We start from the raw sequence: 22,352 nt of genomic DNA, 5'->3' as shown, positions 1-22,352 counted from the left end.
TGATGCTTTTTAGAAATGAACGGATACGTTGCTTATTTACCGCTCTCTTCGATATAAAGCGGCCAGTGGGCGTAACTTTGCCAGTGACTTTCTTGATCCAACTCTTCTGCACGCAGTGGATGCTGTTCCAGCCAGCCATGAGGAACAATCACATTTAGGTCGTCCTCATTAGCGCGTAGGCGAACCGCTGGCAGCGTGTCATCCCGGCGACGGCTGGCAAAAATAATCGCCAGCCGCAGAATACGGCATAAGCGTTGCGCCTGACGTGGCGGGACGGCATTTTGCTGACTCAGCAAAGGCAGATCGAGTGCATTGGTCTGGTTCTGCAAAAGCGTGGCCAACAGTTTTTTCTGCGCCGGGGTAAAACCAGGCAAATCCAGATGGCGAATCAGATAAGCGGCATGGTGAGATGCCTGCTTGAAGTCCACGCTGAGGCCAATTTCGTGGATCAGACAGGTACTGCTCAGCAATTCCCTGGCCCGCGCATCAAGCTGCCACTGGTTCGAGACCTGCTGTGAGAAATTCTCTGCCAGTTGCGCCACGCGGGACGCTTGTTCGCTGTCGAGCAAATAACGGCGCTGTAAATTACGCAGTGTGCGCTGGCGTATATCCTGTTCAATCGGCAAATGCAGCATGCCATATACCAGGCCTTCACGTAACGCACCGCCCGCAAGGGTCATCATTTCGATATTCAGGGCTTTAAAAATGGCGATCAGTATAGAAAGGCCGCTTGGAAAAACCAGCGCACGCTCTAGCGTTAGCCCTTCAATCTCGAGCTCTTCCAGTTTTCCGCACTGAATTGCACGTTGTTTCAACTGTTGCAATTTAGCGAGAGTAATTCGCTCATCCATACCCTGAGCAACCATTATCTCCTGCAGAGCCTGTACCGTGCCGGAAGCCCCAACGCAGATTTCCCAGCCGTTTTCCAGCAACGCAGGCGCTACTGCCGTTATCATCTCGAACGCGGCTTGTTCAGCATGGTCAAAATTATCTTTGCCCAGATCACGGTCGCCAAAATAACGTTCCAGCCAAGTCACACAACCCATCGATAAGCTGATAAGCGTGGTGGCCTGAGCGCCAACACCGGTAACTAACTCCGTACTGCCGCCGCCAATATCGACGACTAAACGTTTATCCGGGCCGCCGGTTGTGTGGGCAACGCCGTGATAAATCAAGCGTGCTTCCTCTTCACCAGCGATTACCTGTACCGGACAGCCAAGAATTTCCTGCGCTTTTTGCAGAAACTCATCGGCATTACTCGCCAGGCGTAGCGTAGCGGTTGCCACCACTCGAATTTGTTCCCGCGGAATATCTTGCAGACGTTCCGAAAACAGCCTCAGGCACTGCCAACCCCGTTGCATGGCCTCCTGAGAAAGCAGGTTGTTTTGATCCAAACCTGCCGCCAGGCGTACTTTGCGTTTGATTCTCGCCAGCGTCTGAATACTGCCGGCCACCTCACGGACAACCAGCATATGAAAGCTGTTCGAGCCTAGATCTATCGCTGCATAAAGTGAGGTGGAGCTCAGCATAGTATCAGCCCGGACGCTTACGGTTGCTGCGCGGTGCACTGCTGCTGCGACGCGATGACGAATTGCCATTACGGCGTGGGCCGCTGCCGCTGCGGGCTCGTGCCAGACGTTTTGGCGCAGGCAAGTCTTCGAGCAAAGCATCGCTGTTGTATCGGCTAACCGGAATGCTATGGCCTGTATAGGTTTCAATCGCGGTTAAGTTCAACGCGTACTCTTCACAAGCCAGGCTGATGGAGTGGCCACTTAAACCAGCACGGCCAGTTCGGCCAATACGATGAACGTAATCTTCACAGTCGTCAGGCAAGTCATAGTTGAATACGTGAGTTACCGCAGGAATGTGCAAGCCACGTGCTGCAACATCGGTGGCAACCAAAATATCCAGTACACCTTTCGTAAAGTCTTCCAGCACGCGCAGACGTTTTTTCTGCGGCACATCGCCGGTCAGCAAACCGACACGGTGACCATCAGCAGCCAGATGGCCCCAGACGTCTTCACAGCGGTGTTTAGTGTTGGCGAAAATGATGCAACGGTCCGGCCACTCTTCTTCAATCAGCGTTTGCAACAGGCGCATTTTCTCTTCGTTTGAAGGGTAGAACAGCTCTTCCTGAATGCGGTGACCCGTTTTTTGTTCCGGTTCGATTTCAATCGACTCGGCGTTGTTCATGTTTTCGAAAGCCAGCTCTTTTACACGGTAAGAGAGGGTTGCGGAGAACAGCATATTAAGGCGCTGAGTCGCTGGCGGCATGCGGCGGAATATCCAGCGGATATCTTTAATAAAGCCGAGATCAAACATGCGGTCGGCTTCGTCGAGGACAACAACCTGGATTGCACCCAGATCAATATAATTTTGTTTAGCGTAGTCAATCAGACGGCCGGTTGTGCCGATGAGAATATCAACGCCACTTTCCAGCACTTTCAGCTGTTTGTCATAGCCGTCACCGCCGTAAGCTAAGCCTAGCTTCAGCCCGGTTGATTCAGACAATGCTTCAGCATCTGAATGAATTTGTACCGCCAGTTCGCGCGTTGGTGCCATGATTAAAGCACGCGGTTGATTGATCTGACGACCCTCAGCGGCAGGGTTAGAAAGCAGATAATGGAAAGTAGACGCTAGAAAAGCCAGCGTCTTGCCGGTACCGGTTTGCGCCTGACCTGCAACATCACGCCCAGCGAGCGTGATTGGCAATGCCAATGCCTGAATAGGAGTACAGTAATGAAAGCCTTTCTTTTCAAGGGCTTCAACTGCCAGCGGGTGCAGGGCGAAGTCGGAAAACTTCTGTTCGGTCAAGTGTGTTTTGCTCATAGTGTGGTAGAATATCAGCTAACTATTGCTTTACGAAAGCGTATCCGGTGAAATAAAGTCAACCTAATGTTGATTAATGCTACATCAACAAGGTAAAGATAATCCTTTGGAGTAGAACATGAGCGATAAAATTATTCACCTGACTGATGACAGTTTCGACAAAGATGTACTGAAAGCCGAAGGTCTTGTGCTTGTCGATTTCTGGGCTGAATGGTGTGGTCCGTGCAAGATGATTGCTCCGATTCTTGATGAAATCGCCACTGAGTTCGAAGGCAAGCTGACCATCGCTAAGCTGAATATCGATGAGAACCCAGGTACTGCACCTAAATATGGCATCCGTGGTATTCCTACCCTGCTGTTATTTAAAGACGGTGAAGTTGCAGCAACGAAAGTTGGCGCACTGTCGAAAGGTCAGTTGAAAGAGTTCCTGACGGCCAATCTGTAATCTGTTGGGATGACCAAACCTAGGTGTTTAGCGGGCTAATATGTTTTTCATATTGTCCGCTAGACGCCTGTCAAGAAGCGTGATAAGTTTACGCTTACTGCAAATAGAGCTTACCTGTAGTTTGATTCTTGCGTTTTATTCTGTGTCAAAAACATCTGCCTAGACCTATAAAGTGACTTTGATAAAATAAGTTGAACTGGCACTGTGCTTTGACAATCTAACGGTTTTGACAAAATCGGCATTAAGACACCTTCAAGATCAGTCTGCCCATTCAAGAATAGCCCTCGCGTGTTACTGCATGTGGTCTATATTCAGAAACTGCTAATGAGTGTCCTACACAAACAGGCATGGATGATCCTGCCTTACCCATTCACGACAGATGTTCGAGACATACCCCGAGTTTAAGAACCCATCATTATGAATCTTACCGAATTAAAGAACACGCCGGTCTCTGACCTTATTGCACTCGGCGAAAGTATGGGGCTAGAAAACCAAGCCCGTATGCGCAAGCAAGACATTATTTTTTCAATCTTGAAGCAGCATGCAAAAAGCGGAGAAGACATCTTCGGTGATGGTGTACTGGAGATATTGCAGGATGGATTTGGTTTCCTCCGCTCCGGGGACAGTTCCTATCTCGCCGGCCCCGACGACATCTACGTTTCACCAAGCCAAATTCGCCGTTTTAACCTCCGTACTGGTGATACTATTTCCGGTAAAATCCGTCCTCCAAAAGAAGGTGAACGTTATTTTGCCCTGTTGAAAGTTAACGAAGTTAACTACGACAAACCAGAAAACGCCCGCAACAAAATCTTGTTCGAAAACTTAACCCCGTTACATGCAAACTCACGTTTGCGTATGGAACGTGGCAACGGTTCTACCGAAGATTTAACCGCTCGCGTACTGGATCTTGCATCCCCAATTGGCCGTGGTCAGCGTGGTTTGATCGTTGCACCACCGAAAGCGGGTAAAACCATGTTGTTGCAAAACATCGCGACCAACATTGCGTATAACCACCCTGATTGTGTACTGATGGTACTGCTGATTGATGAGCGTCCGGAAGAAGTTACCGAGATGCAACGTCTGGTTAAAGGTGAAGTTATTGCATCAACCTTTGATGAGCCGGCTTCCCGTCACGTACAGGTAGCCGAGATGGTTATCGAAAAAGCGAAACGCCTGGTTGAGCACAAGAAGGATGTCATCATTCTTCTTGACTCCATTACCCGTTTGGCGCGTGCTTATAACACCGTGGTTCCGGCGTCAGGTAAAGTTCTGACCGGTGGTGTAGATGCTAACGCTTTGCATCGTCCAAAACGTTTCTTCGGTGCAGCACGTAATGTTGAAGAGGGCGGTAGCCTGACCATCATCGCGACCGCGCTGGTTGATACCGGTTCTAAAATGGATGAAGTTATCTACGAAGAATTCAAAGGTACCGGCAACATGGAACTGCATCTCGCGCGTAAAATCGCTGAGAAACGCGTTTTCCCTGCGATCGATTACAACCGTTCTGGTACGCGTAAAGAAGAGCTGCTTACTACTTCGGAAGAGCTGCAAAAAATGTGGATCCTGCGCAAAATTATCCATCCAATGGGTGAAATTGATGCAATGGAATTCCTGATTAACAAACTTGCGATGACTAAAACTAACGACGATTTCTTCGATATGATGAAACGCTCGTAATTGGTGCAAAAGAACGCTAACGCCACGCTAAGTCGTGGCGTTTTTTGCTTTTGGTCGCTACGCTAAAACAACTTGCGAAAATTGTTGCAATTAAGATAAGCGCCGATAGTTTTTTAGTGGCCATTTCTCTACCTTATGCAAGCTACACGGAAGACACCCCAGTAGAGGTATTGCGTTATACAAAACCGAAACTGTTCCATAGGATATGACTTTAAGGCTGTGAGGTTTTATGACGTTAGCCATGCTAAGCTGCCTTATCTTTTTGCAGAGATTTTTTGACTGTGAACATGCTCAATATGAGTACTGAACTCCTCGTTATTTTATTGTTTTCTTCTGTTTTTTTGTTTTTGGCCCGTAAGGTTGCCAAAAAAGTCGGCTTGGTTGACAAACCCAATTACCGCAAGCGTCATCAGGGGCTTATCCCGCTGGTTGGCGGTATTTCCGTATATGCCGGGATCTGCTTCACTTTCCTTATCACTGATTATCAGATAGCACATCGTATGCTCTATTTGAGCTGTGCTGGTTTATTGGTGTTTGTTGGCGTTCTGGATGATCGCTTCGATATTAGCGTTAAAATCCGCGCCTTCGTGCAGGCGCTGGTGGCGATTGCAATGATGGTTTATGCCGGGCTGACCCTGAAAAGCTTGGGCCACATTATCGGCCCCTGGGAGATGATCCTTGGACCCTTTGGCTATCCGATCACGCTGTTTGCCGTGTGGGCTGCCATCAACGCCTTTAACATGATGGATGGTATTGACGGGCTGCTTGGGGGATTATCCAGCGTCACCTTTGGCGCTATGGGGATCGTGATGTACATGAGTGGCCACATGGATCTTGCGCTCTGGTGCTTTGCCATGATTGCCGCCACCCTGCCTTACGTTCTGCTCAATCTTGGGGTTTTTGGCCCGCGTTATAAAGTCTTTATGGGTGATGCAGGTAGTACGTTGATTGGTTTTACGGTTATCTGGATCTTGCTGCAAAGCACCCAAGGAGTGACGCATCCCATGACGCCAGTGACCGCGTTGTGGTTGATTGCCATTCCCCTGATGGACATGATTGCCATCATGTACCGTCGTCTGCGTAAGGGGATGAGCCCCTTTTCCCCTGACCGGCAACACATTCATCATCTGATTATGCGAGCAGGATTCAGCTCACGTCAGGCATTTGTCTTGATCACTCTGGCTGCTGCTATGCTCGCTGCTGTGGGAGTGATCGGCGAACATCTCGTATTTGCCCCTGAATGGTTGATGTTGTTACTGTTCCTGTTGGCTTTCTTGTTCTATGGCTATTGTATCAAGCGCGCATGGCGCGTAGCGCGATCGCTTAAACGTTTTAAACGACGCCTTCGACGCGCTCAATAACCCCATTTATTATTCATTGTTTAGAGGTTTACTGGCTGTGATGACATCAGAGACAAATGCCAAAAAATTTGAGGCCAGTATTGATAATGAGCTGGATATCCGCGGTTTGTGCTGCACACTGTGGCGTGGGAAATTTTGGATTGTCGGCCTTGGGTTGTTGTTTGCCCTCATTGCGCTGGGTTCTTCGTATTTGATGAAGCAGGAGTGGAGCTCAACGGCGATCACTGACCGGCCAACGGTTAACAATCTGGCCTCGTATTTTTCTCAGGCCCAGTTTTTACGCAATTTAGATGTGCGTAATGCGCCTGTTCCGCTGAGCGATCAGCCGTCGATCTCCGAAGATGCCTATAACGAATTTATTATGCAACTGGGAGCATACGATACCCGGCGTGATTTCTGGTTAAGCAGCCCTTATTACCAGAAGCGCAAAGAAGGCGATGCCCGCAGCGATGCTGTCTTGCTTGATGACCTGGTTAATGACGTCCAGTTTACTGCGCGTGACGGACTAAAAATCCCTAATGACAGCGTGAAGCTGACTGCTGAAAATTCTGCTGACGCGAACAAACTGCTGCGCGAATATGTTAATTTCGCCAGCAAACGTGCTGCACAGCATTTATATAATGAACTGCAGGGAGCTTGGGCGGCGCGCACTCAGTCGATGAAAGCGCAGGTCAAACGTCAGGAAGTGGTGGCGCAGTCCATCTTCCAGCGTCAAACGAACAACACACAGCAGGCGCTGAAAATCGCCAAGCAGCAGAATATTAACAAGAGCCTCACGGAGACGCCTGCTGAGCAACTGCCCTCTTCGGATATGTTCCTGTTAGGGGCTCCGATGCTGCAGGCTCGCCTGGAGTTATTACAAGCTTCAGGTCCGAACTTTGACCTGGACTATGATCAAAATCGCGCCATGTTATCGACGCTGAACGTTGGGCCGACGCTCACCGCACATTTTCAGACTTACCGTTATCTGCGCACGCCGGAAGAACCGGTAAAACGCGACAGCCCGCGCCGGGCCTTCCTGATGATTATGTGGGGCGTAGTTGGCGGTCTGATGGGGGCTGGCGTTGCGCTGGTTCGTCGCCGGAGTGGGATAACCCAATAAATAAATCGATAAGGGCGAACAATTTCGCCTGGCCAGCAGGACGTGTCTGCGCCTAATTGAACAAGAGAGACTCACTGTGAAAGTGTTGACGATATTCGGCACCCGTCCGGAAGCCATAAAAATGGCACCGCTGGTGCACGCCTTGGCTCAGGATGAAGCCTTTGAGTCAAAAGTCTGTGTCACGGCCCAGCATCGTGAAATGTTAGATCAAGTATTGCATCTGTTTGGTATTCAACCTGAGTATGATCTCAACATCATGCGTCCAGGGCAGGACCTTACGGAGATAACCACCCGCATCCTGGAAGGATTAAAACCTGTTTTACAGGAATTCCAGCCTGACGTTGTATTGGTTCATGGCGACACCACCACCACACTGTCTGCCAGCCTTGCCGCATTTTATCAGCAGATCCCTGTCGGACATGTGGAGGCCGGTTTGCGTACTGGCGACCTCTCCTCCCCATGGCCTGAGGAGGCAAACCGCCGTTTAACCGCCCATTTGGCGAAGTGGCATTTTGCACCGACCGACACCTCGCGAGACAATTTGCTGCGCGAAGCGATCCCGGCAGAGAATATTTTCGTCACGGGCAATACCATCATTGATGCTTTGCTATGGGTACGTGATCGGGTCAAAGAGGATGCAAGCCTGGCCGAACAACTGGCAGCCCTTTATCCCTTCATCGACGCCAGCAAGAAAATGATTTTGGTCACCGGCCATCGTCGCGAGAGCTTTGGCGGCGGTTTCGACCGTATTTGCAATGCACTGGCTGAAATTGCGCGGCAGCATCCGGAGGTGCAAATCGTTTATCCGGTGCATCTCAACCCCAACGTCAGCGAGCCAGTAAATCGTATTCTGCGCGGCATCGACAACATTATTTTGATCGACCCACAAGACTATCTGCCATTCGTCTACCTGATGGATAAGGCCTACCTGATCCTCACGGACTCAGGAGGCATTCAGGAAGAGGCGCCATCATTGGGCAAACCGGTACTAGTGATGCGAGAGGCCACCGAGCGACCGGAGGCGATCAGCGCCGGAACCGTCAGACTGGTTGGCACCGATACCGCTAAAATAGTGAAAGAAGTGACCCGACTGCTAAATGACGAAAATGAATATCACAGCATGAGCCGGGCGCATAATCCTTATGGCGACGGACAAGCTTGCCGTCGTATTCTTGCCGCATTAAAGAATCAACGAGTATCACAATGAGCTTTCAAACGATCTCTGTCATTGGCCTGGGTTACATCGGTCTGCCAACTGCGGCAGCCTTTGCATCACGGCAGAAAAAAATCGTGGGTGTTGATATCAACCAGCATGCTGTTGACACAATAAATCGCGGTGCCATACATATTGTGGAGCCGGATCTTGATGCGCTGGTGAAAACCGCCGTTGAGGATGGTTTTCTTCAGGCATTCACTAGCCCACAACCCGCTGATGCTTTTCTGATTGCTGTCCCGACACCTTTTATGGGCAATCACCAGCCGGATTTGAAATACGTTGAGTCGGCTGCACGTTCTATTGCACCAGTGTTGAAAAAAGGCGATCTGGTGATCCTCGAATCCACGTCGCCAGTCGGTACGACCGAACTGATGGCTGGATGGCTGGCTGAATGTCGTCCTGACCTGCGCTTTCCCCAGCAAGAAGGTGAACGTGCCGATGTGAATATTGCCTACTGTCCTGAGCGTGTGCTCCCGGGGCAAGTAATGGTTGAATTGGTTAAAAACGATCGGGTGATTGGCGGGATGACGGCAGTCTGTTCGCAGCGCGCCTGTGATTTATACAATATATTCCTGCAGGGTGAATGCGTGGTGACCAACACACGCACCGCTGAAATGTGCAAGCTTACCGAAAACAGCTTCCGCGACGTCAATATCGCCTTCGCCAATGAACTGTCGCTGATTTGTGAAGCGCAGGGGATCAACGTCTGGGAGCTCATCGCGCTGGCCAATCGCCATCCGCGAGTCAATATTCTCCAGCCTGGTCCCGGCGTTGGCGGGCACTGTATCGCGGTCGATCCCTGGTTTATCGTGGCGCAAAACCCGGATCTGGCGCGGCTGATCAAAACAGCGCGTGAAGTCAATGATAGCAAGCCGTACTGGGTGGTTGACCGGGTAAAATCAGCGTTAGCCGATTGCCTGACGGCGACCGGTCAACGCGCATCTGAGGCGAAAATTGCTTGTTTCGGACTGGCATTCAAACCCAATATTGATGACCTGCGTGAAAGCCCGGCGGTTGAAGTGACCCATTTAATCGCCGACTGGCACGCCGGCGAAACCTGGGCAGTAGAACCTCATGTCCATCATCTTCCAGAGGTACTTGACGGTAAAGTGACCCTGCATACGGTGGAGGATGCGCTGCAAAACGCCGATCTGTTGGTCATGCTCGTCGATCATAAGATTTTCAAAGCGATCCCGGCGGAGCAGGTTCATCAGTTATGGATCATCGATACCAAAGGTGTCTGGCGTTAATCACTGATTGGAGACAGGCATGAATATCTGCGGCAGGCTCGAACCCCTCGACTGGGAAAGTGAATTTTTCAGTTTGAGCACGGCAAAACTGCACGTGGATCCGACGGCTGAAGTCCTGACGGAATCGACGTTTACTGCCTATAGTCGGGTGCAGGTAAAAGTAAATGCCGATGACAGCCAAATGCTTGACGCTTTGCAAAATCTGGGTTTTCGGCTGGTTGAAGGCGAGATTGATTTCTGCATTGCGCTGGACAGCTTAACATCGATGTCCGGTACCCTGCATACGGCGACTGAACTGGATATGGCTGAAGTCAGCACGGCGGCGAGCGTGGCCTTTCGTCTCAGCCGTTTCCGTGCTCCCTGGTATCAGCTGCAGGACAGTGAACGTTTTTATACCCTGTGGGCGCAAAAGGCCGTGCTGGGTACTTTTGATCATGTTTGTTTACTGGACAAAGGCCCTTCTGGTGAAACCCGCGGCTTTGTGACTATTCGCCAGACGGTATCCGGTGAGGCGCGCATTGGTTTGCTGGCCGTCCTGCCCGTATGGCAGGGTAGTGGCGTCGGAAAAACACTTATGGCGGCAGCACAACAGTGGTGCGCAGAAAGCGGCATTTCCCGGTTACATGTTGCGACACAAACCGGCAACCTTGCCGCCCTGAATCTTTATCTCGCCAGCGGGGGAAAAATTTCCCACGCGGCATATTGGCTGTACAGGTGAAAAAATGATCCCTTTTAACGCGCCTCCGATTGTCGGCACCGAAGTCGACTATATGCACTCAGCGATGAGCAGCGGAAAAATGTGTGGCGACGGCGGCTTTGGTCTGCGTTGCCAGCAGTGGTTCGAACAGCGTTTTGGCAGTGCAAAAGTGTTGTTGACGCCCTCCTGTACTGCGTCTTTAGAGATGGCCGCGCTGTTGCTCGACATCAAAGAAGGCGATGAAGTGATCATGCCAAGTTTCACCTTCGTCTCGACTGCCAATGCTTTTGTACTGCGTGGCGCAAAAATCGTGTTTGTCGATGTGCGCCCCGACACCATGAACATCAATGAGACGCTCATCGAAGCGGCGATCACTGACAAAACCCGCGTAATAGTGCCGGTACACTACGCAGGCGTGGCCTGTGAAATGGACCGCATCATGCAGCTGGCACAGCAGTACAAACTGTTTGTGGTGGAAGACGCGGCGCAGGGTGTGATGTCGACGTATAAAGGAAAAGCGCTCGGCACCATCGGCCACATCGGCTGTTTTAGTTTCCACGAAACCAAAAATTACACCTCGGGTGGTGAGGGCGGCGCGACGCTGATCAATGACAAAACCTTGATCGATCGTGCGGAAATCATTCGTGAGAAAGGCACTAACCGCAGCCAGTTTTTCCGCGGACAGGTGGATAAATACACCTGGCGCGATATTGGCTCCAGCTATCTGATGTCAGACTTACAGGCTGCGTATCTATGGGGCCAACTTGAAGCCGCTGAGCAGATCAACCAACGTCGTCTGGCGTTGTGGCACACCTATAATGAGACATTGCAAACGCTGGCGCAGGCTGGGCGTATTACACTGCCGTCGATTCCGCAGGGCTGTGTGCAGAATGCTCACATGTACTACATCCGGCTAAATGACATCAAAGACCGTGATGCCTTTATTGCACACATGAAAGCCGCCGATATTCTGACCGTTTTCCACTACATTCCTCTGCATACTAGTCCGGCGGGCGTCAGTTTTGGCCGTTTCAGTGGTGAAGACCGTTTCACAACGGTAGAAAGCGAACGTCTGGTGCGCCTGCCGCTGTTCTATAACATGACGGATGAGATTCATCAGACCATTATCGCCGCCATGCTGAAATACTTCGCCTGATATGTCTCTGGCAAAAGCTTCGGTCTGGACTGCGGGTTCAACGCTGATAAAAATCGCTGCGGGCTTGCTGGTGGTGAAATTGCTGGCCGTGGCCTTTGGCCCGAGCGGCGTTGGTCAGGCGGGTAACTTTCGCCAGATGGTCACCGTGCTGGGCGTGCTGTCTGGTGCCGGGATATTCAATGGTGTGACTAAATACGTCGCCGAGCATCATCAGGATCCGGCACGCTTAAAAGCCGTTCTGGGCACGGCATCCAGCTTGATTTTAGGGTTCTCGACGCTGTTGGCGGTGATTTTGCTGTTGGCTGCGGAGCCAATAAGCGTCGGCCTTTTTGGTCATATCGACGACCAGCCATTGATCCGTGCGGTCGCGTTGATTCAAATGGGTATCGCCTACGCCAACTATTTTCAGGCTATCCTCAAAGGCTATCGCGATGCCAGAGGCAATGCGCTGGCGGTGATTGGCGGTAGCCTGATTGGGTTGCTGGCTTATTTTCTCTGCTTCAAACTGGGCGGCTATGAAGGCGCGTTAGCTGGTTTAGCGTTGGTCCCTGCGCTGGTAGTACTGCCCGCAGGCGCGATGTTATGGCGCCGTAAGCCTTTCCCGCTGCATTTTTTGCGGCTGGGCTGGGACAGTGTAATAGCCAGCCATCTGGGTAAGTTTACCATTATGGCGCTCATCACTTCGGTGACGCTGCCGGTGGCGTATGTCATGATGCGAAATCTGCTGGCTAAGTACTACAGCTGGGACGATGTAGGGATCTGGCAGGGCGTCAGCAGCATTTCAGATGCCTACCTGCAATTTATCACCGCCTCGTTCAGTGTTTATCTGTTGCCGACGTTATCGCGCCTGACGGATAAGCAGGCGATTTCGCGCGAAATCATTAAGTCGCTGAAATTTGTGCTCCCGGCCGTCGCCTGCGCTAGTTTTATGGTGTGGCTATTGCGTGACTTCGCCATCTGGCTGCTGTTTTCCCACCAGTTCACCGCTATGCGCGATCTCTTTGCCTGGCAACTGGTCGGCGACGTCCTCAAAGTCGGATCTTATGTTTTTGGGTATCTGGTGATTGCCAAAGCGTCGCTGCGCTTTTATGTGCTGACCGAAATCAGCCAGTTTTTACTCCTGACCGGTTTTTCACACTGGCTGATCCCGTTACACGGCTCTTTGGGGGCAGCGCAGGCCTACATGGCGACCTACATCGTCTATTTCACCCTGTGCAGCGTCATTTTTGTTATCTATCGTAGGCGAGCATGACAACGCTGATTCACGTATTGGGATCTGATATCCCGCACCATAATCTCACCGTGCTGCGCTTCTTCAATGACGTGCTGGCAGAGTGCGCGCCGCAGGAACAAATCCGCAATTTCATGGTGGCCGCAGCGGACAGTGCCGCGTTTGCCGGATTGACGCGCCTGCAGCTTGATATCTACCCAGATAAAAAAAGTTTGGCACAAGCAGTGATCGCTAACGCACAGCAGAACCGCAGCCATCATTTCTTCCTGCACGGGCAATTTAACCCAACCCTGTGGCTGGCATTACTCGGCGGCAAGATCAAAGCGAGGCAGGTATGCTGGCATATGTGGGGTGCTGATTTGTATGAAGCATCCGGAAGCCTGAAGTTTCGTCTGTTTTATCTATTGCGGCGCATTGCCCAGGGGCGTGTCGGTCATGTATTTGGTACGCGCGGCGATCTGATTCATTATCATCAGCGCCATCCGCGGGTGGCTTCTTCGCTACTCTACTTTCCGACGCGTATGGATCCGGCCCTGACTCAGTTAGACAGTCAGGCGGAAAGCCGTGGGCTGATGACCGTTTTGGTCGGCAATTCCGGGGATGTCAGCAACCGGCATCTCGAAGCATTGAATGCGCTGTATCAGCAGTTTGGTGCGGATATTCGGGTGATTATTCCGCTGGGCTATCCGGACAATAATCAGCCTTATATTGAGCAAATCCGCGCTGAGGCCCTGAAGCTCTTTCCTGCCGAGAATGTTGAGTTACTGGCAGAGGCGATGGCCTTTGATGAGTACCTCAAGATGCTACGCCGCTGTTCGCTGGGTTATTTTATTTTTGATCGACAGCAAGGTATCGGCACCTTGTGTCTGCTCATTCAGTTTGGCGTGCCTTTTGTGGTGAGCCGCAAGAACCCGTTCTGGCAGGATTTAGCCGAGCAGCATCTGCCCGTGCTTTTTTACGGTGATCAGCTAGATAATGCGACCGTTGCCGAAGCGCGCCGTCAGTTACTGACTACCGATCGCCAAAACATCGCGTTCTTTAATCCAAACTATATTGCCGGATGGCATCAGGCGCTGAATCTGGCAGCAGGGGCGTCATCATGACGCTGGCGCAGTTCGGCGGTCTTTGCGTGGTCTACGCCTTTTCGCTGATATTCATTTTGACGCTGACCTACAAAGAATTTCGCCGCGTCCGTTTTAACTTCAACGTATTCTTTTCCATGCTGTATCTGCTGACGTTCTACTTCGGTTTCCCGCTGACCTGTCTGCTGGTGTTTCGTTTTGACGTGCAGGTGGTTCCGGTGGAGTACCTCCTGCAGGCGATGCTAGCCGCTACCTGTTTCTACGGCATTTACTATGTAAGTTATAAGACTCGACTTAAAGTACCCTCAGCGACGCCAAGAGCCGCGCTTTTTACCATGAACAGGGTGGAAACCCACCTGACGTGGATGCTGCTGGCACTCGTTGCCATCGTGACCGTGTCAATTTTCTTTCTGCATAACGGTTTGCTGTTGTTCAAACTCAAGTCGTACAGCCAGATCTTTTCCAGCGATGTCTCCGGTGTGGCGCTCAAACGTTTCTTCTACTTCTTCATTCCTGCCATGTTGGTGGTCTATTTTTTGCGGCAGAACAGCCGTAGCTGGCTGTTTTTTCTCCTGAGCACGGTAGCTTTTGGCCTGCTGACTTATGTGATCGTCGGCGGCACTCGTGCCAATATCATCATCGCTTTTGCGCTATTTCTGTTTATCGGCATTGTGCGTGGCTGGATATCGCTGTGGATGCTGGTCGTGGCGAGCGTTATGGCGATTATGGGTATGTTCTGGCTGGCCCTTAAGCGCTATGGGATGAACGTCAACGGGCCGGAGGCGTTCTATACTTTTCTCTACCTTACCCGCGACACTTTCTCGCCGTGGGAGAATCTGGGCCTGTTGCTACAGAATTACGACAAAATCAGCTTTCAGGGACTTGCTCCAATTATCCGCGACTTCTATGTCTTTATTCCGAGTTGGTTGTGGCCGGGCAGGCCCAGCGTGGTGCTCAATTCCGCCAACTACTTTACCTGGGAAGTACTCAATAATCATTCCGGGCTGGCCATCTCTCCGACCCTCATCGGCTCGCTGGTGGTGATGGGCGGGGTGTGGTTTATTCCTTTGGGAGCGGTGGCGGTTGGTTTGATCATCAAATGGTTCGACTGGCTGTATGAACTTGGAAAAGCGGAGAAAAATCGTTACAAAGCAGCAATTTTGCAAAGTTTTTGTTTTGGCGCGGTCTTTAATATGATTGTGCTTGCACGGGAAGGCCTGGATTCTTTTTTCTCGCGCGTAGTTTTCTTCTGCCTGATTTTTGGCGCGTGTCTGGCCATAGCAAAACTTCTGTACTGGTTTTTTGACGCAGTAGGTCTGATCAACCCGCGGCCATATCGCATTGTTAACATTATCAATACCGAAGGGATCCCAACGACGCATCCGTCGTTGGATGAACACTCATGAATTTAGATAATAACATTCCAATTTATTCAATCCGTGGTATTGATCTGTGGGGCTTTCGCGACATGGATCAGTTCCTTGACTATCTGTTTGCCTGCCACCGGGTGAAGACCGGTGCGCTGGTGGCTATCAATGCTGAAAAAGTGTTGGCTATGGAAAGCCAGCCGGAAATTGCCGGGCTTATTGGTCGCGCAGAGTACAAATACGCCGATGGCATAAGCGTTGTGCGTTCTATACGTCGTAAATACCCGCAGGCCGAGGTGTCGCGTATTCCTGGGGCGGATTTATGGGAAGGGATGATGCAGCGTGCGGGGCAGGAAGGGACGCCCGTCTTTCTGATTGGCGGTAAACCTGATGTGCTGGAGCAAACTGAAGCCAAACTGCGCGCGCAGTGGAATGTAAACATTGTTGGCAGCCAGAACGGTTATTTGGACCCACAGCAGCGTGATTCACTGTTTGAGCGTGTTAAAGCCAGTCATGCTGCCATTGTCACCGTCGCGATGGGATCACCTAAACAGGAGGTTCTCATGTACGACTGCCGTGCCGTGCATCCTGATGCCTTATACATGGGTATCGGTGGTACCTACGACGTGTTTACCGGTCATGTGAAGCGCGCACCGAAAATCTGGCAAAAGCTGGGGCTTGAGTGGCTCTATCGTTTAATCCGCCAGCCCAGTCGCCTCGGTCGTCAGATTAAACTGCTTAAATATCTTCGTTACCACTACTCTGGCCGCCTCTAAACGCCCCTGCGGTCATGGTATCTAAATTAGGGCAGCAGAGCGGATGGAAGTGGCAATTAATCCCGATACGAGGATTTATTTGCTGATAGGCAGGGTTTTCATCGCAGCGAACCGCCTGATATACTCCCCGCTGGGGATGAGCATGTGCTCGTCATTGACGGCTGAACAGACAAAATAACGTCGTTAGTCATGGGTAGTGAGAGTAAGTCGCCTATTTTTAGCGCGTATTGGACAAAGAGCAGTCAAACGAAACTTTTCCAATAAAAAGCACTAGACAGGGTGGTATGGAAACCGTAGTATCCTCATCCGCAACGGCGCTAAGCGCCCGTAGCTCAGCTGGATAGAGCGCTGCCCTCCGGAGGCAGAGGTCTCAGGTTCGAATCCTGTCGGGCGCACCATTAAGTTTGCGCTAGAGTTGCGGTGGTGATGTTTGAAGTTAAGCATCCCACGATGTAGAAGAGTTTGAAATGGTGGCTATAGCTCAGTTGGTAGAGCCCTGGATTGTGATTCCAGTTGTCGTGGGTTCGAGCCCCATTAGCCACCCCAAATTTTTTAAATGATTTTGTGAACGTGACATGCGATGGTGGCGGAATTGGTAGACGCGCTAGCTTCAGGTGTTAGTGTCCTTTGGATGTGAGGGTTCGAGTCCCTCCCTTCGCACCACACACAAAATGCATTTAAATGATGCAGTTAGTATCAAAAAATAGTAATATGCACGACATCGGCGAGTAGCGCAGCTTGGTAGCGCAACTGGTTTGGGACCAGTGGGTCGGAGGTTCGAATCCTCTCTCGCCGACCAATTTGAAAAGCCTGCTTTTGAAGCAGGTTTTTTTTCGCCTATCGTTTGTGAGGATGAGAACCTCCGCAGGAGGTTTGAGCCGAGCGCAGCGAGACCACGTTTTTCGTCTCCTTTTTCTGCTGCTCAATAATAGCGACACTGCCGTAGGCTCTTGTCGTTGCAGGGTGACATTCAGTCATATGAAAAATAAGGGTTTATCGGCCTCTTGCTTTGATTGTCGCTGAGCAGCGACACTAATTGGTGTTAAGTTGGTTTTCCGCTCTGCGCCGTTTTGAAAAATCCAAATTCCCCCGTCTAAATAAAAAATTTAAAGCATTAAAATCAATAAGATGAATTTATTATTTTGCGAGACCAAAAATACAGCCTGATGTGGCACGAGTCCTGCTATATCTAATATGTAGATGCTCATTCCACCTCTTATGTTTGCCTGACGGCTTCATAAACCTGGGAATGATGCAGAGCCAATTTATAGTGCCTATTGTCTATCTGACCGATAAGCGCCTCTCATCAGGCCTTTATCAACCAGCAGGCAAAACGTTGAGTGAGGCACTCCCCCTGTTGTCCATGACCTGATTGTTTTTAACACTTGCTGACCGGCAAGTGTTTTTTTTTGCAAATATCCGTCATCCTTCAAGTGCCAGATGCATTGGCTTACGGCTTCCCTTGCGCACTCGGATCCCTTCCCAATATCGATGTCAGGATAAATCAGAGAGGAGATCACATTGAGAAGCGCGCCAATACAACTGTGGTGCGGTAATGAATACTTTATTTAAAAAAAAGCGAAAGCACGCAGCATAAATGCGCATTTACTCACTACGATTGAACGCTTACACTTTCCACACGGACTTAAGGGGTATTGCCAAGGAGCGGGTATGTACTATAACGATCAAGTCATCAGTTATTTACAAGCCAATAGAATTCTCGCACTCAAACTCGATCATGCTTTAACTGCTGTCAGAAGACAGGTAGCCGATCAACTTAAAACATTGGGTGCGGGCGCTCAACGCTTGACCTATTACACATCGTGTTTTACTGACGACTATCAGGACGTCTGCCAGCAGCAAAAGACTGAAGATATTCGATTCCGAAATGCAGTTATCCATCTTCTTCGACATGGCGGCGTTGTCTTTGACATGCTTAAAATCTATTTCGAAGAAATATTTAAATACAAAACATCAGCACAATTAGAACGTATCAAAAAAATGCTAATGGCGGTGAATATTCACATTGCCGCCAGTTATCTCACCACAGCGGGATTCGCTTTAGCGGTCGCCTCTGTCGTTGCTGTTGGTATGAATCTAAGCCTTAATATGAGCGCCTTAATTGGGGGCAGGACTGCGGGTTTTTTAGCTGGAGTTGGCACATATGGCATTGTCCAGAAGGCAGCCGATAGCGCCCACCGTCTTTATTATACCTATCCGGCCTATTACGCCGCGCTGTATGCTCAAGAGCTGGAAATGATGTTTTTCCTAGTAGAATCATTGTTTGAACGAGCAGGTGCGTTTAAGCAATCAACATCAGATGGCGGTATTGCGGACATCATCACCAAGATGATTAGATAACATGACGAATCTTATAAAAAGATTTTTTAGGCGGATATTCAGGTCATTGGTTTCGTATTATGGCCCTACGGTACTAACCATCATATCCGCATTAGTGCAGGGTTTTTTATTCCCAGATAGTCCAATCTGGCTTATCCCCGCATTCTTCATATTCGTGATAATTGTTTTTTATCGTTACGTGAAATGGTAATTTGCCGGCAATCACCACTACTTAAACATTTAATAAGGAAATTTTATGTCGACTCCCGCGCACTCTTTAGCAGTCGCCACCGCTGTTAGTCTCGGCATGAATCTCAGCCTTGAAATAAGCGCCCTGACAGGCCGCACTGCTGGCACAGTGGCGGGGGTAGTGACTATGTATGCTGTTGTTCAAAAAGCGGCTGATAGCGCCCAACACTTGCGAATTGCTTATCCCGCCTATTATGCTGCACTGTATGCTCAAGGACTGGAAATGATGTATTTTCTGATAGAACCGACGTTTAAACGGGCCGGTGCGTTCAAAGCACAAGAAGCATCAGACTCAGGCATCGCGGAGATCATTAAAAGGATGATTAGGGAACCATGAGGTTTCTTAAAAGATTCTTACTCTGGCAATTTAAATTCTTATGTTCGATATACGCCCCAGGATTGCTAATACTTCTGTTTGCAATCGGCCTCTTCCATTTTTTCCTTGATGGCCCAATTTGGCCTGTCGGTGTATTCGCCATATTTATTGTGTTTATATTTTCTCGTTACGTGAAATGGTAATTTGCCGGCAATCACCACTACTTAAACATTTGATAAGGAAATTATATGTCTACTCCCGCGCACGTATGGTTTGAAGATGAAAATGGTTCGCCAATTGTTGGCGCTTGTTTAATGCCGATGCGTTTAGGCTCCATCGAATTAAAATCATTTTCCCACGGCGTCAGTATTCCCGTTGATCCACAGTGGGGCAAGCTCACTGGGACGCGAGTTCACAGCCCGATAGTGATCGTGAAAGAATTCGATCAAACCACACCGCTTCTATATCGCGCAGTATGCGAAGGTCGTCCTCTAAAAAAAGCAACGATCAAAATGTACCGCATTTTGGATGCTGGCATCGAAGTTGAGTATTTCAATATCATCCTGGAAAACGTCAAACTCACGGCAATTTCGCCTTATCTTTCGCCTACAGGCATGAGCAGTACTCACCTGGAGACGCTTGAATTACGTTATGAGGCGATCACATGGAAGTACACGGATGGTAACGTTATCTATCGTGATTCGTGGAATGATCGTTGCACTGCCTGATAACCATCCTGCAAGATGCCATAACCTTTAATCCGTTAAAGGGTAATGCAAACCTGTAGTGTGGGTTAACTTGTTGAAAGTATTCACCGGCCCCTGTGTAGAGCCAAAGCTAAAGGCTCCCGAAGGAGGCCTTTAGCCGGTGAGCATAAACTTACTGTTCTTGTGAATTATTCAGGGTCAGCATCAACCCTTTATGACGCATATCGGCGGCTTCTGCGGGCTTGCGTAGCTTATCGAGCGCATCCGCCAGCCATGCATAATCATAAGCGTCAGGGCGCTGCTTAAGCGCTTCATGGAAAGCCTCCGAGGCCTGCAACCATTCGCCATGCTTCATCAGCAACTGCCCCAGCGTGCTGTTCAGCAGCGGCGTAGCGCCATTTTGTTTGATGATCTGACGTACGGTTTTCTCGAGCTGTTCAGGATTGCCCGAACGTAGCTTCGGCATCATGGCGATCAGGCGTTCATCGTACTGGCGCTTTAGTCCGTCAAGAATCACTTCCTGTGCCAGATCCTGATCATTACATTCAATCAGATGCGCAGCCATCGCGACCTGCAGGGCCACTTCATGGCGGGTTTTACGGTTCTGGTCTTTCCACCAACGTTTCAGGCCTTCACTGCCTTCCTCCGCCATCATCTGATTCATCATGCCGATGTACGCTTGTTCTTGCAGCGCACGAAGCTCTTCGTCGTCATGAATACCGGCTTTGGACATTGAGGGCAGGATCTCCAGTAATGAGCCGTACGCACCGGTGCGTAAATAGGCCTGTTCGGCCAGACGCAGGATCTCCGGATGACGCGGCGACTGACCAATCAGTCGGTCAACGCCATGGCGCGCGGCATGAACTTCTCCCTGCGCCAACTGGATACGCACACGCGTGATATCCACAGGCATCTGATCAGTATCGGCCACTTCAGCCGCGCGTTCCAGATACTGGTTGGTGCGCATATTATCGCCACGTTGCTGTGCTGCTTCAGCCGCCATCAGGTAGTTCACCACCGGTTGCTCGGCGTGGTCAGCATTACGCGCCAACAATTTTTCCATCTGGCGATGGTCGCCTTCAGCCAGTTTCAGCATTGCTGCATGGGTCTGTTTTCGTGCTTTGGAGCTTTTACGACCCGCAAACCACCCACGCGTGCGCGCACCAGTGCGCAAGACACGGCGTAACAGCCACTCGATGAAGAACAGGACCAGCATCAGCACCACAAACATAATCACTAAACCAGTGACGCTGGTTTCGACGTTGTAATTGTCCGTCTGGATCAGTACATAGCCCTGATGTCCGGCTATCATCGGCCCGACGACAATCCCGGCAATGATGAGAATGAATAACACGAAAATCTTTAGCATGCGTTATTCCCCCTGAGCAGCGGCAGCGGGCTGTTGAAGCAGATTACGCACCCGAGATTGCATCAATTTCTCCAGCATCGGCTGGCTTTTCAGCTGATCGGGGACGTCCATCGAAATAGACTGCTGGCTGAGATTATCGACCTCTTCCAGGAAGGCTTTGGTCGACGGGTCGCTGGTATCGAAATAGGCGCGAACCCAGGTCGATACCGACTCGAGAGATTGTTTGTAGATTTCATCCTGATGACGAGGCACTGCCTGCGCGGCGATCAGCAGGCGAGAACGAATGTTTTCACGCAGATAAACGTCCTGATTGGGTGCCAGCAAAGGTTCGACGCTGCTATCGCGGCGACGTACAGTGATGAACTCTGACATAAAGTTATGCCAGCTCTTAGTCAGGTTTTGCCGCCATTCTGCGAGCGATCCTGACACGCTGGTGCCATCGTCGTCCATGGGAGCTTCATCGCTATCATTGTCGGCCAGACGCAGGTTATCGACTTGATTAGACAGCTGATTTACTTTCAGGATAATGCCGTCGAAATCGACCTGCGTCACGGCGGAGAGGCTGGCGACGTCCTCATTGATCGCACGGCGCACATCAATCAGGCTCGGGTCATTCATGTCAGCCAGGCTGGCGTCGGCGCTTTTCAGCAGCGCGGCGGCGGTGGTGACATCCTGATCGCTCCACAGTTTACGTCCCGCCAGTTTTACCAGGAAATCGGCCTGAGCCAGCATCCAGGTTTTGGCATCGCTGCCAGAAATGCTGGCAACCTTGTCCTGCAATTCATTCAACTGACGGCTAAACGAAGCCTGCTGGCGCTCGCTGGCCTGCTGTGATTTGTCTTGCTCACCGAGCAGGGCGTTAATTTGCTGTTTGTCCTGCTGCTGACTTTTTTGCAGGGCAACAAGCTGGTCTTGTAGTTCGTCGACAGCGGCCGTTTGCCCCAGCGCCTGCTGGTGCCCGTGATAATAAAGGCCAACGCCCAGCGCAATCACCAGCACAATTGCAATCGCCCCGAGAACCGGAGCAGTACGCTGTTTTTTACGTAAGGTGTCCAACGGGTCTTGTTGCTGTTTGTCACGTGAGTCAACGTCTGGCTGCTGGGGGCTCTCAACCGCAGGGATGATCACATCATCTTGTGCGGAAGGTTTTTTTTGTTCCGTCATTTTGGCACTTCCCTTAGT

19 protein-coding genes and 4 tRNA genes are annotated in these 22,352 nt (G+C 50.5%); 19 read left to right on the top strand and 4 right to left on the bottom strand.

Features of this window, described 5'->3' with window-relative positions:
* Positions 1-32: 32 nt before the first annotated feature.
* Entirely contained in the window at positions 33-1,529 is a 1,497-nt protein-coding gene (gene gppA, locus ACMV8I_RS16840; protein WP_498866357.1) for a guanosine-5'-triphosphate,3'-diphosphate diphosphatase, read from the bottom strand.
* Positions 1,530-1,533: 4 nt separating this feature from the next.
* The gene (gene rhlB / locus ACMV8I_RS16835; protein WP_498866356.1) at positions 1,534-2,829 is read right to left on the bottom strand and encodes an ATP-dependent RNA helicase RhlB; all 1,296 of its coding nucleotides are present in this window, start codon (positions 2,827-2,829) and stop codon (positions 1,534-1,536) included.
* A gap of 118 nt (positions 2,830-2,947) precedes the next feature.
* On the opposite strand from rhlB, the gene trxA reads away from it, so the two are divergent.
* From trxA to ACMV8I_RS16740, 19 genes are all read left to right on the top strand, one after another.
* Positions 2,948-3,274: a thioredoxin TrxA gene (trxA, locus tag ACMV8I_RS16830; protein WP_498866355.1), complete on the top strand. Its 327-nt coding sequence runs from the start codon at positions 2,948-2,950 to the stop codon at positions 3,272-3,274.
* A 417-nt stretch (positions 3,275-3,691) separates the two neighbouring features.
* Positions 3,692-4,951 (top strand): transcription termination factor Rho, encoded by a 1,260-nt coding sequence (gene rho, locus ACMV8I_RS16825; RefSeq protein WP_498866354.1) that lies wholly within the window; start codon positions 3,692-3,694, stop codon positions 4,949-4,951.
* Positions 4,952-5,232: 281 nt separating this feature from the next.
* Positions 5,233-6,312: a UDP-N-acetylglucosamine--undecaprenyl-phosphate N-acetylglucosaminephosphotransferase gene (wecA, locus tag ACMV8I_RS16820; protein WP_498866353.1), complete on the top strand. Its 1,080-nt coding sequence runs from the start codon at positions 5,233-5,235 to the stop codon at positions 6,310-6,312.
* 40 nt (positions 6,313-6,352) lie between these two features.
* Positions 6,353-7,414, top strand: a complete 1,062-nt coding sequence (wzzE, locus tag ACMV8I_RS16815; RefSeq protein ID WP_498866352.1) for an ECA polysaccharide chain length modulation protein — start codon at positions 6,353-6,355, stop codon at positions 7,412-7,414.
* Positions 7,415-7,490: 76 nt separating this feature from the next.
* Positions 7,491-8,621 (top strand): non-hydrolyzing UDP-N-acetylglucosamine 2-epimerase, encoded by a 1,131-nt coding sequence (gene wecB / locus ACMV8I_RS16810; RefSeq protein WP_498866351.1) that lies wholly within the window; start codon positions 7,491-7,493, stop codon positions 8,619-8,621.
* Positions 8,618-9,880: a UDP-N-acetyl-D-mannosamine dehydrogenase gene (gene wecC, locus ACMV8I_RS16805; protein WP_498866350.1), complete on the top strand. Its 1,263-nt coding sequence runs from the start codon at positions 8,618-8,620 to the stop codon at positions 9,878-9,880. The genes wecB and wecC overlap by 4 nt, the downstream gene beginning before the upstream one ends.
* Positions 9,881-9,899: 19 nt before the next feature.
* Positions 9,900-10,598 carry a dTDP-4-amino-4,6-dideoxy-D-galactose acyltransferase gene (gene rffC, locus ACMV8I_RS16800; protein WP_498866349.1) on the top strand — a complete coding sequence of 233 codons (699 nt, stop codon included), beginning with the start codon at positions 9,900-9,902 and terminating at the stop codon, positions 10,596-10,598.
* 4 nt (positions 10,599-10,602) lie between these two features.
* Positions 10,603-11,733, top strand: coding sequence for a dTDP-4-amino-4,6-dideoxygalactose transaminase (rffA, locus tag ACMV8I_RS16795; RefSeq protein WP_498866348.1), 1,131 nt, complete (start codon positions 10,603-10,605; stop codon positions 11,731-11,733).
* Between the two features lies 1 nt (position 11,734).
* A complete protein-coding gene (gene wzxE / locus ACMV8I_RS16790) occupies positions 11,735-12,985 on the top strand; it encodes a lipid III flippase WzxE (protein WP_498866347.1) in 1,251 nt (416 codons plus the stop codon).
* The gene (locus ACMV8I_RS16785) at positions 12,982-14,067 is read left to right on the top strand and encodes a TDP-N-acetylfucosamine:lipid II N-acetylfucosaminyltransferase (protein WP_498866346.1); all 1,086 of its coding nucleotides are present in this window, start codon (positions 12,982-12,984) and stop codon (positions 14,065-14,067) included. Before wzxE ends, ACMV8I_RS16785 begins: the two co-directional genes overlap by 4 nt.
* Positions 14,064-15,452, top strand: coding sequence for an ECA oligosaccharide polymerase (gene wzyE / locus ACMV8I_RS16780; RefSeq protein WP_498866345.1), 1,389 nt, complete (start codon positions 14,064-14,066; stop codon positions 15,450-15,452). The genes ACMV8I_RS16785 and wzyE overlap by 4 nt, the downstream gene beginning before the upstream one ends.
* Positions 15,449-16,189 carry a lipopolysaccharide N-acetylmannosaminouronosyltransferase gene (gene wecG, locus ACMV8I_RS16775; RefSeq protein ID WP_498866344.1) on the top strand — a complete coding sequence of 247 codons (741 nt, stop codon included), beginning with the start codon at positions 15,449-15,451 and terminating at the stop codon, positions 16,187-16,189. The genes wzyE and wecG overlap by 4 nt, the downstream gene beginning before the upstream one ends.
* A 321-nt stretch (positions 16,190-16,510) precedes the next feature.
* A tRNA-Arg gene (locus ACMV8I_RS16770) sits at positions 16,511-16,587 on the top strand.
* Positions 16,588-16,659: 72 nt separating this feature from the next.
* Positions 16,660-16,735 (top strand) — tRNA-His (locus tag ACMV8I_RS16765).
* Positions 16,736-16,766: 31 nt separating this feature from the next.
* Positions 16,767-16,852, top strand: a tRNA-Leu gene (locus ACMV8I_RS16760).
* A 59-nt stretch (positions 16,853-16,911) separates the two neighbouring features.
* Positions 16,912-16,988 (top strand) — tRNA-Pro (locus ACMV8I_RS16755).
* Between the two features lie 872 nt (positions 16,989-17,860).
* Positions 17,861-18,550 (top strand): hypothetical protein, encoded by a 690-nt coding sequence (locus ACMV8I_RS16750; protein WP_498866343.1) that lies wholly within the window; start codon positions 17,861-17,863, stop codon positions 18,548-18,550.
* Positions 18,551-18,785: 235 nt separating this feature from the next.
* Positions 18,786-19,115, top strand: coding sequence for a hypothetical protein (locus ACMV8I_RS16745; protein ID WP_498866342.1), 330 nt, complete (start codon positions 18,786-18,788; stop codon positions 19,113-19,115).
* Between the two features lie 227 nt (positions 19,116-19,342).
* Entirely contained in the window at positions 19,343-19,822 is a 480-nt protein-coding gene (locus ACMV8I_RS16740) for an Hcp family type VI secretion system effector (RefSeq protein ID WP_498866341.1), read from the top strand.
* 151 nt (positions 19,823-19,973) lie between these two features.
* Here ACMV8I_RS16740 and hemY read toward each other — a convergent pair whose 3' ends face one another.
* Positions 19,974-21,170, bottom strand: coding sequence for a protoheme IX biogenesis protein HemY (hemY, locus tag ACMV8I_RS16735; protein ID WP_498866340.1), 1,197 nt, complete (start codon positions 21,168-21,170; stop codon positions 19,974-19,976).
* Positions 21,171-21,173: 3 nt separating this feature from the next.
* On the bottom strand, positions 21,174-22,334 hold the full coding sequence (hemX, locus tag ACMV8I_RS16730) for a uroporphyrinogen-III C-methyltransferase (protein WP_498866339.1): 1,161 nt from the start codon (positions 22,332-22,334) through the stop codon (positions 21,174-21,176).
* Positions 22,335-22,352 lie beyond the last annotated feature (18 nt).

It is taken from the genome of Ewingella sp. S1.OA.A_B6 (assembly GCF_049889095.1).
Taxonomy (GTDB): domain Bacteria; phylum Pseudomonadota; class Gammaproteobacteria; order Enterobacterales; family Enterobacteriaceae; genus Ewingella.
The sequence above is the reverse complement of the archived record's forward strand: the minus strand, read 5'-3'. Positions and strand labels throughout refer to the sequence as shown.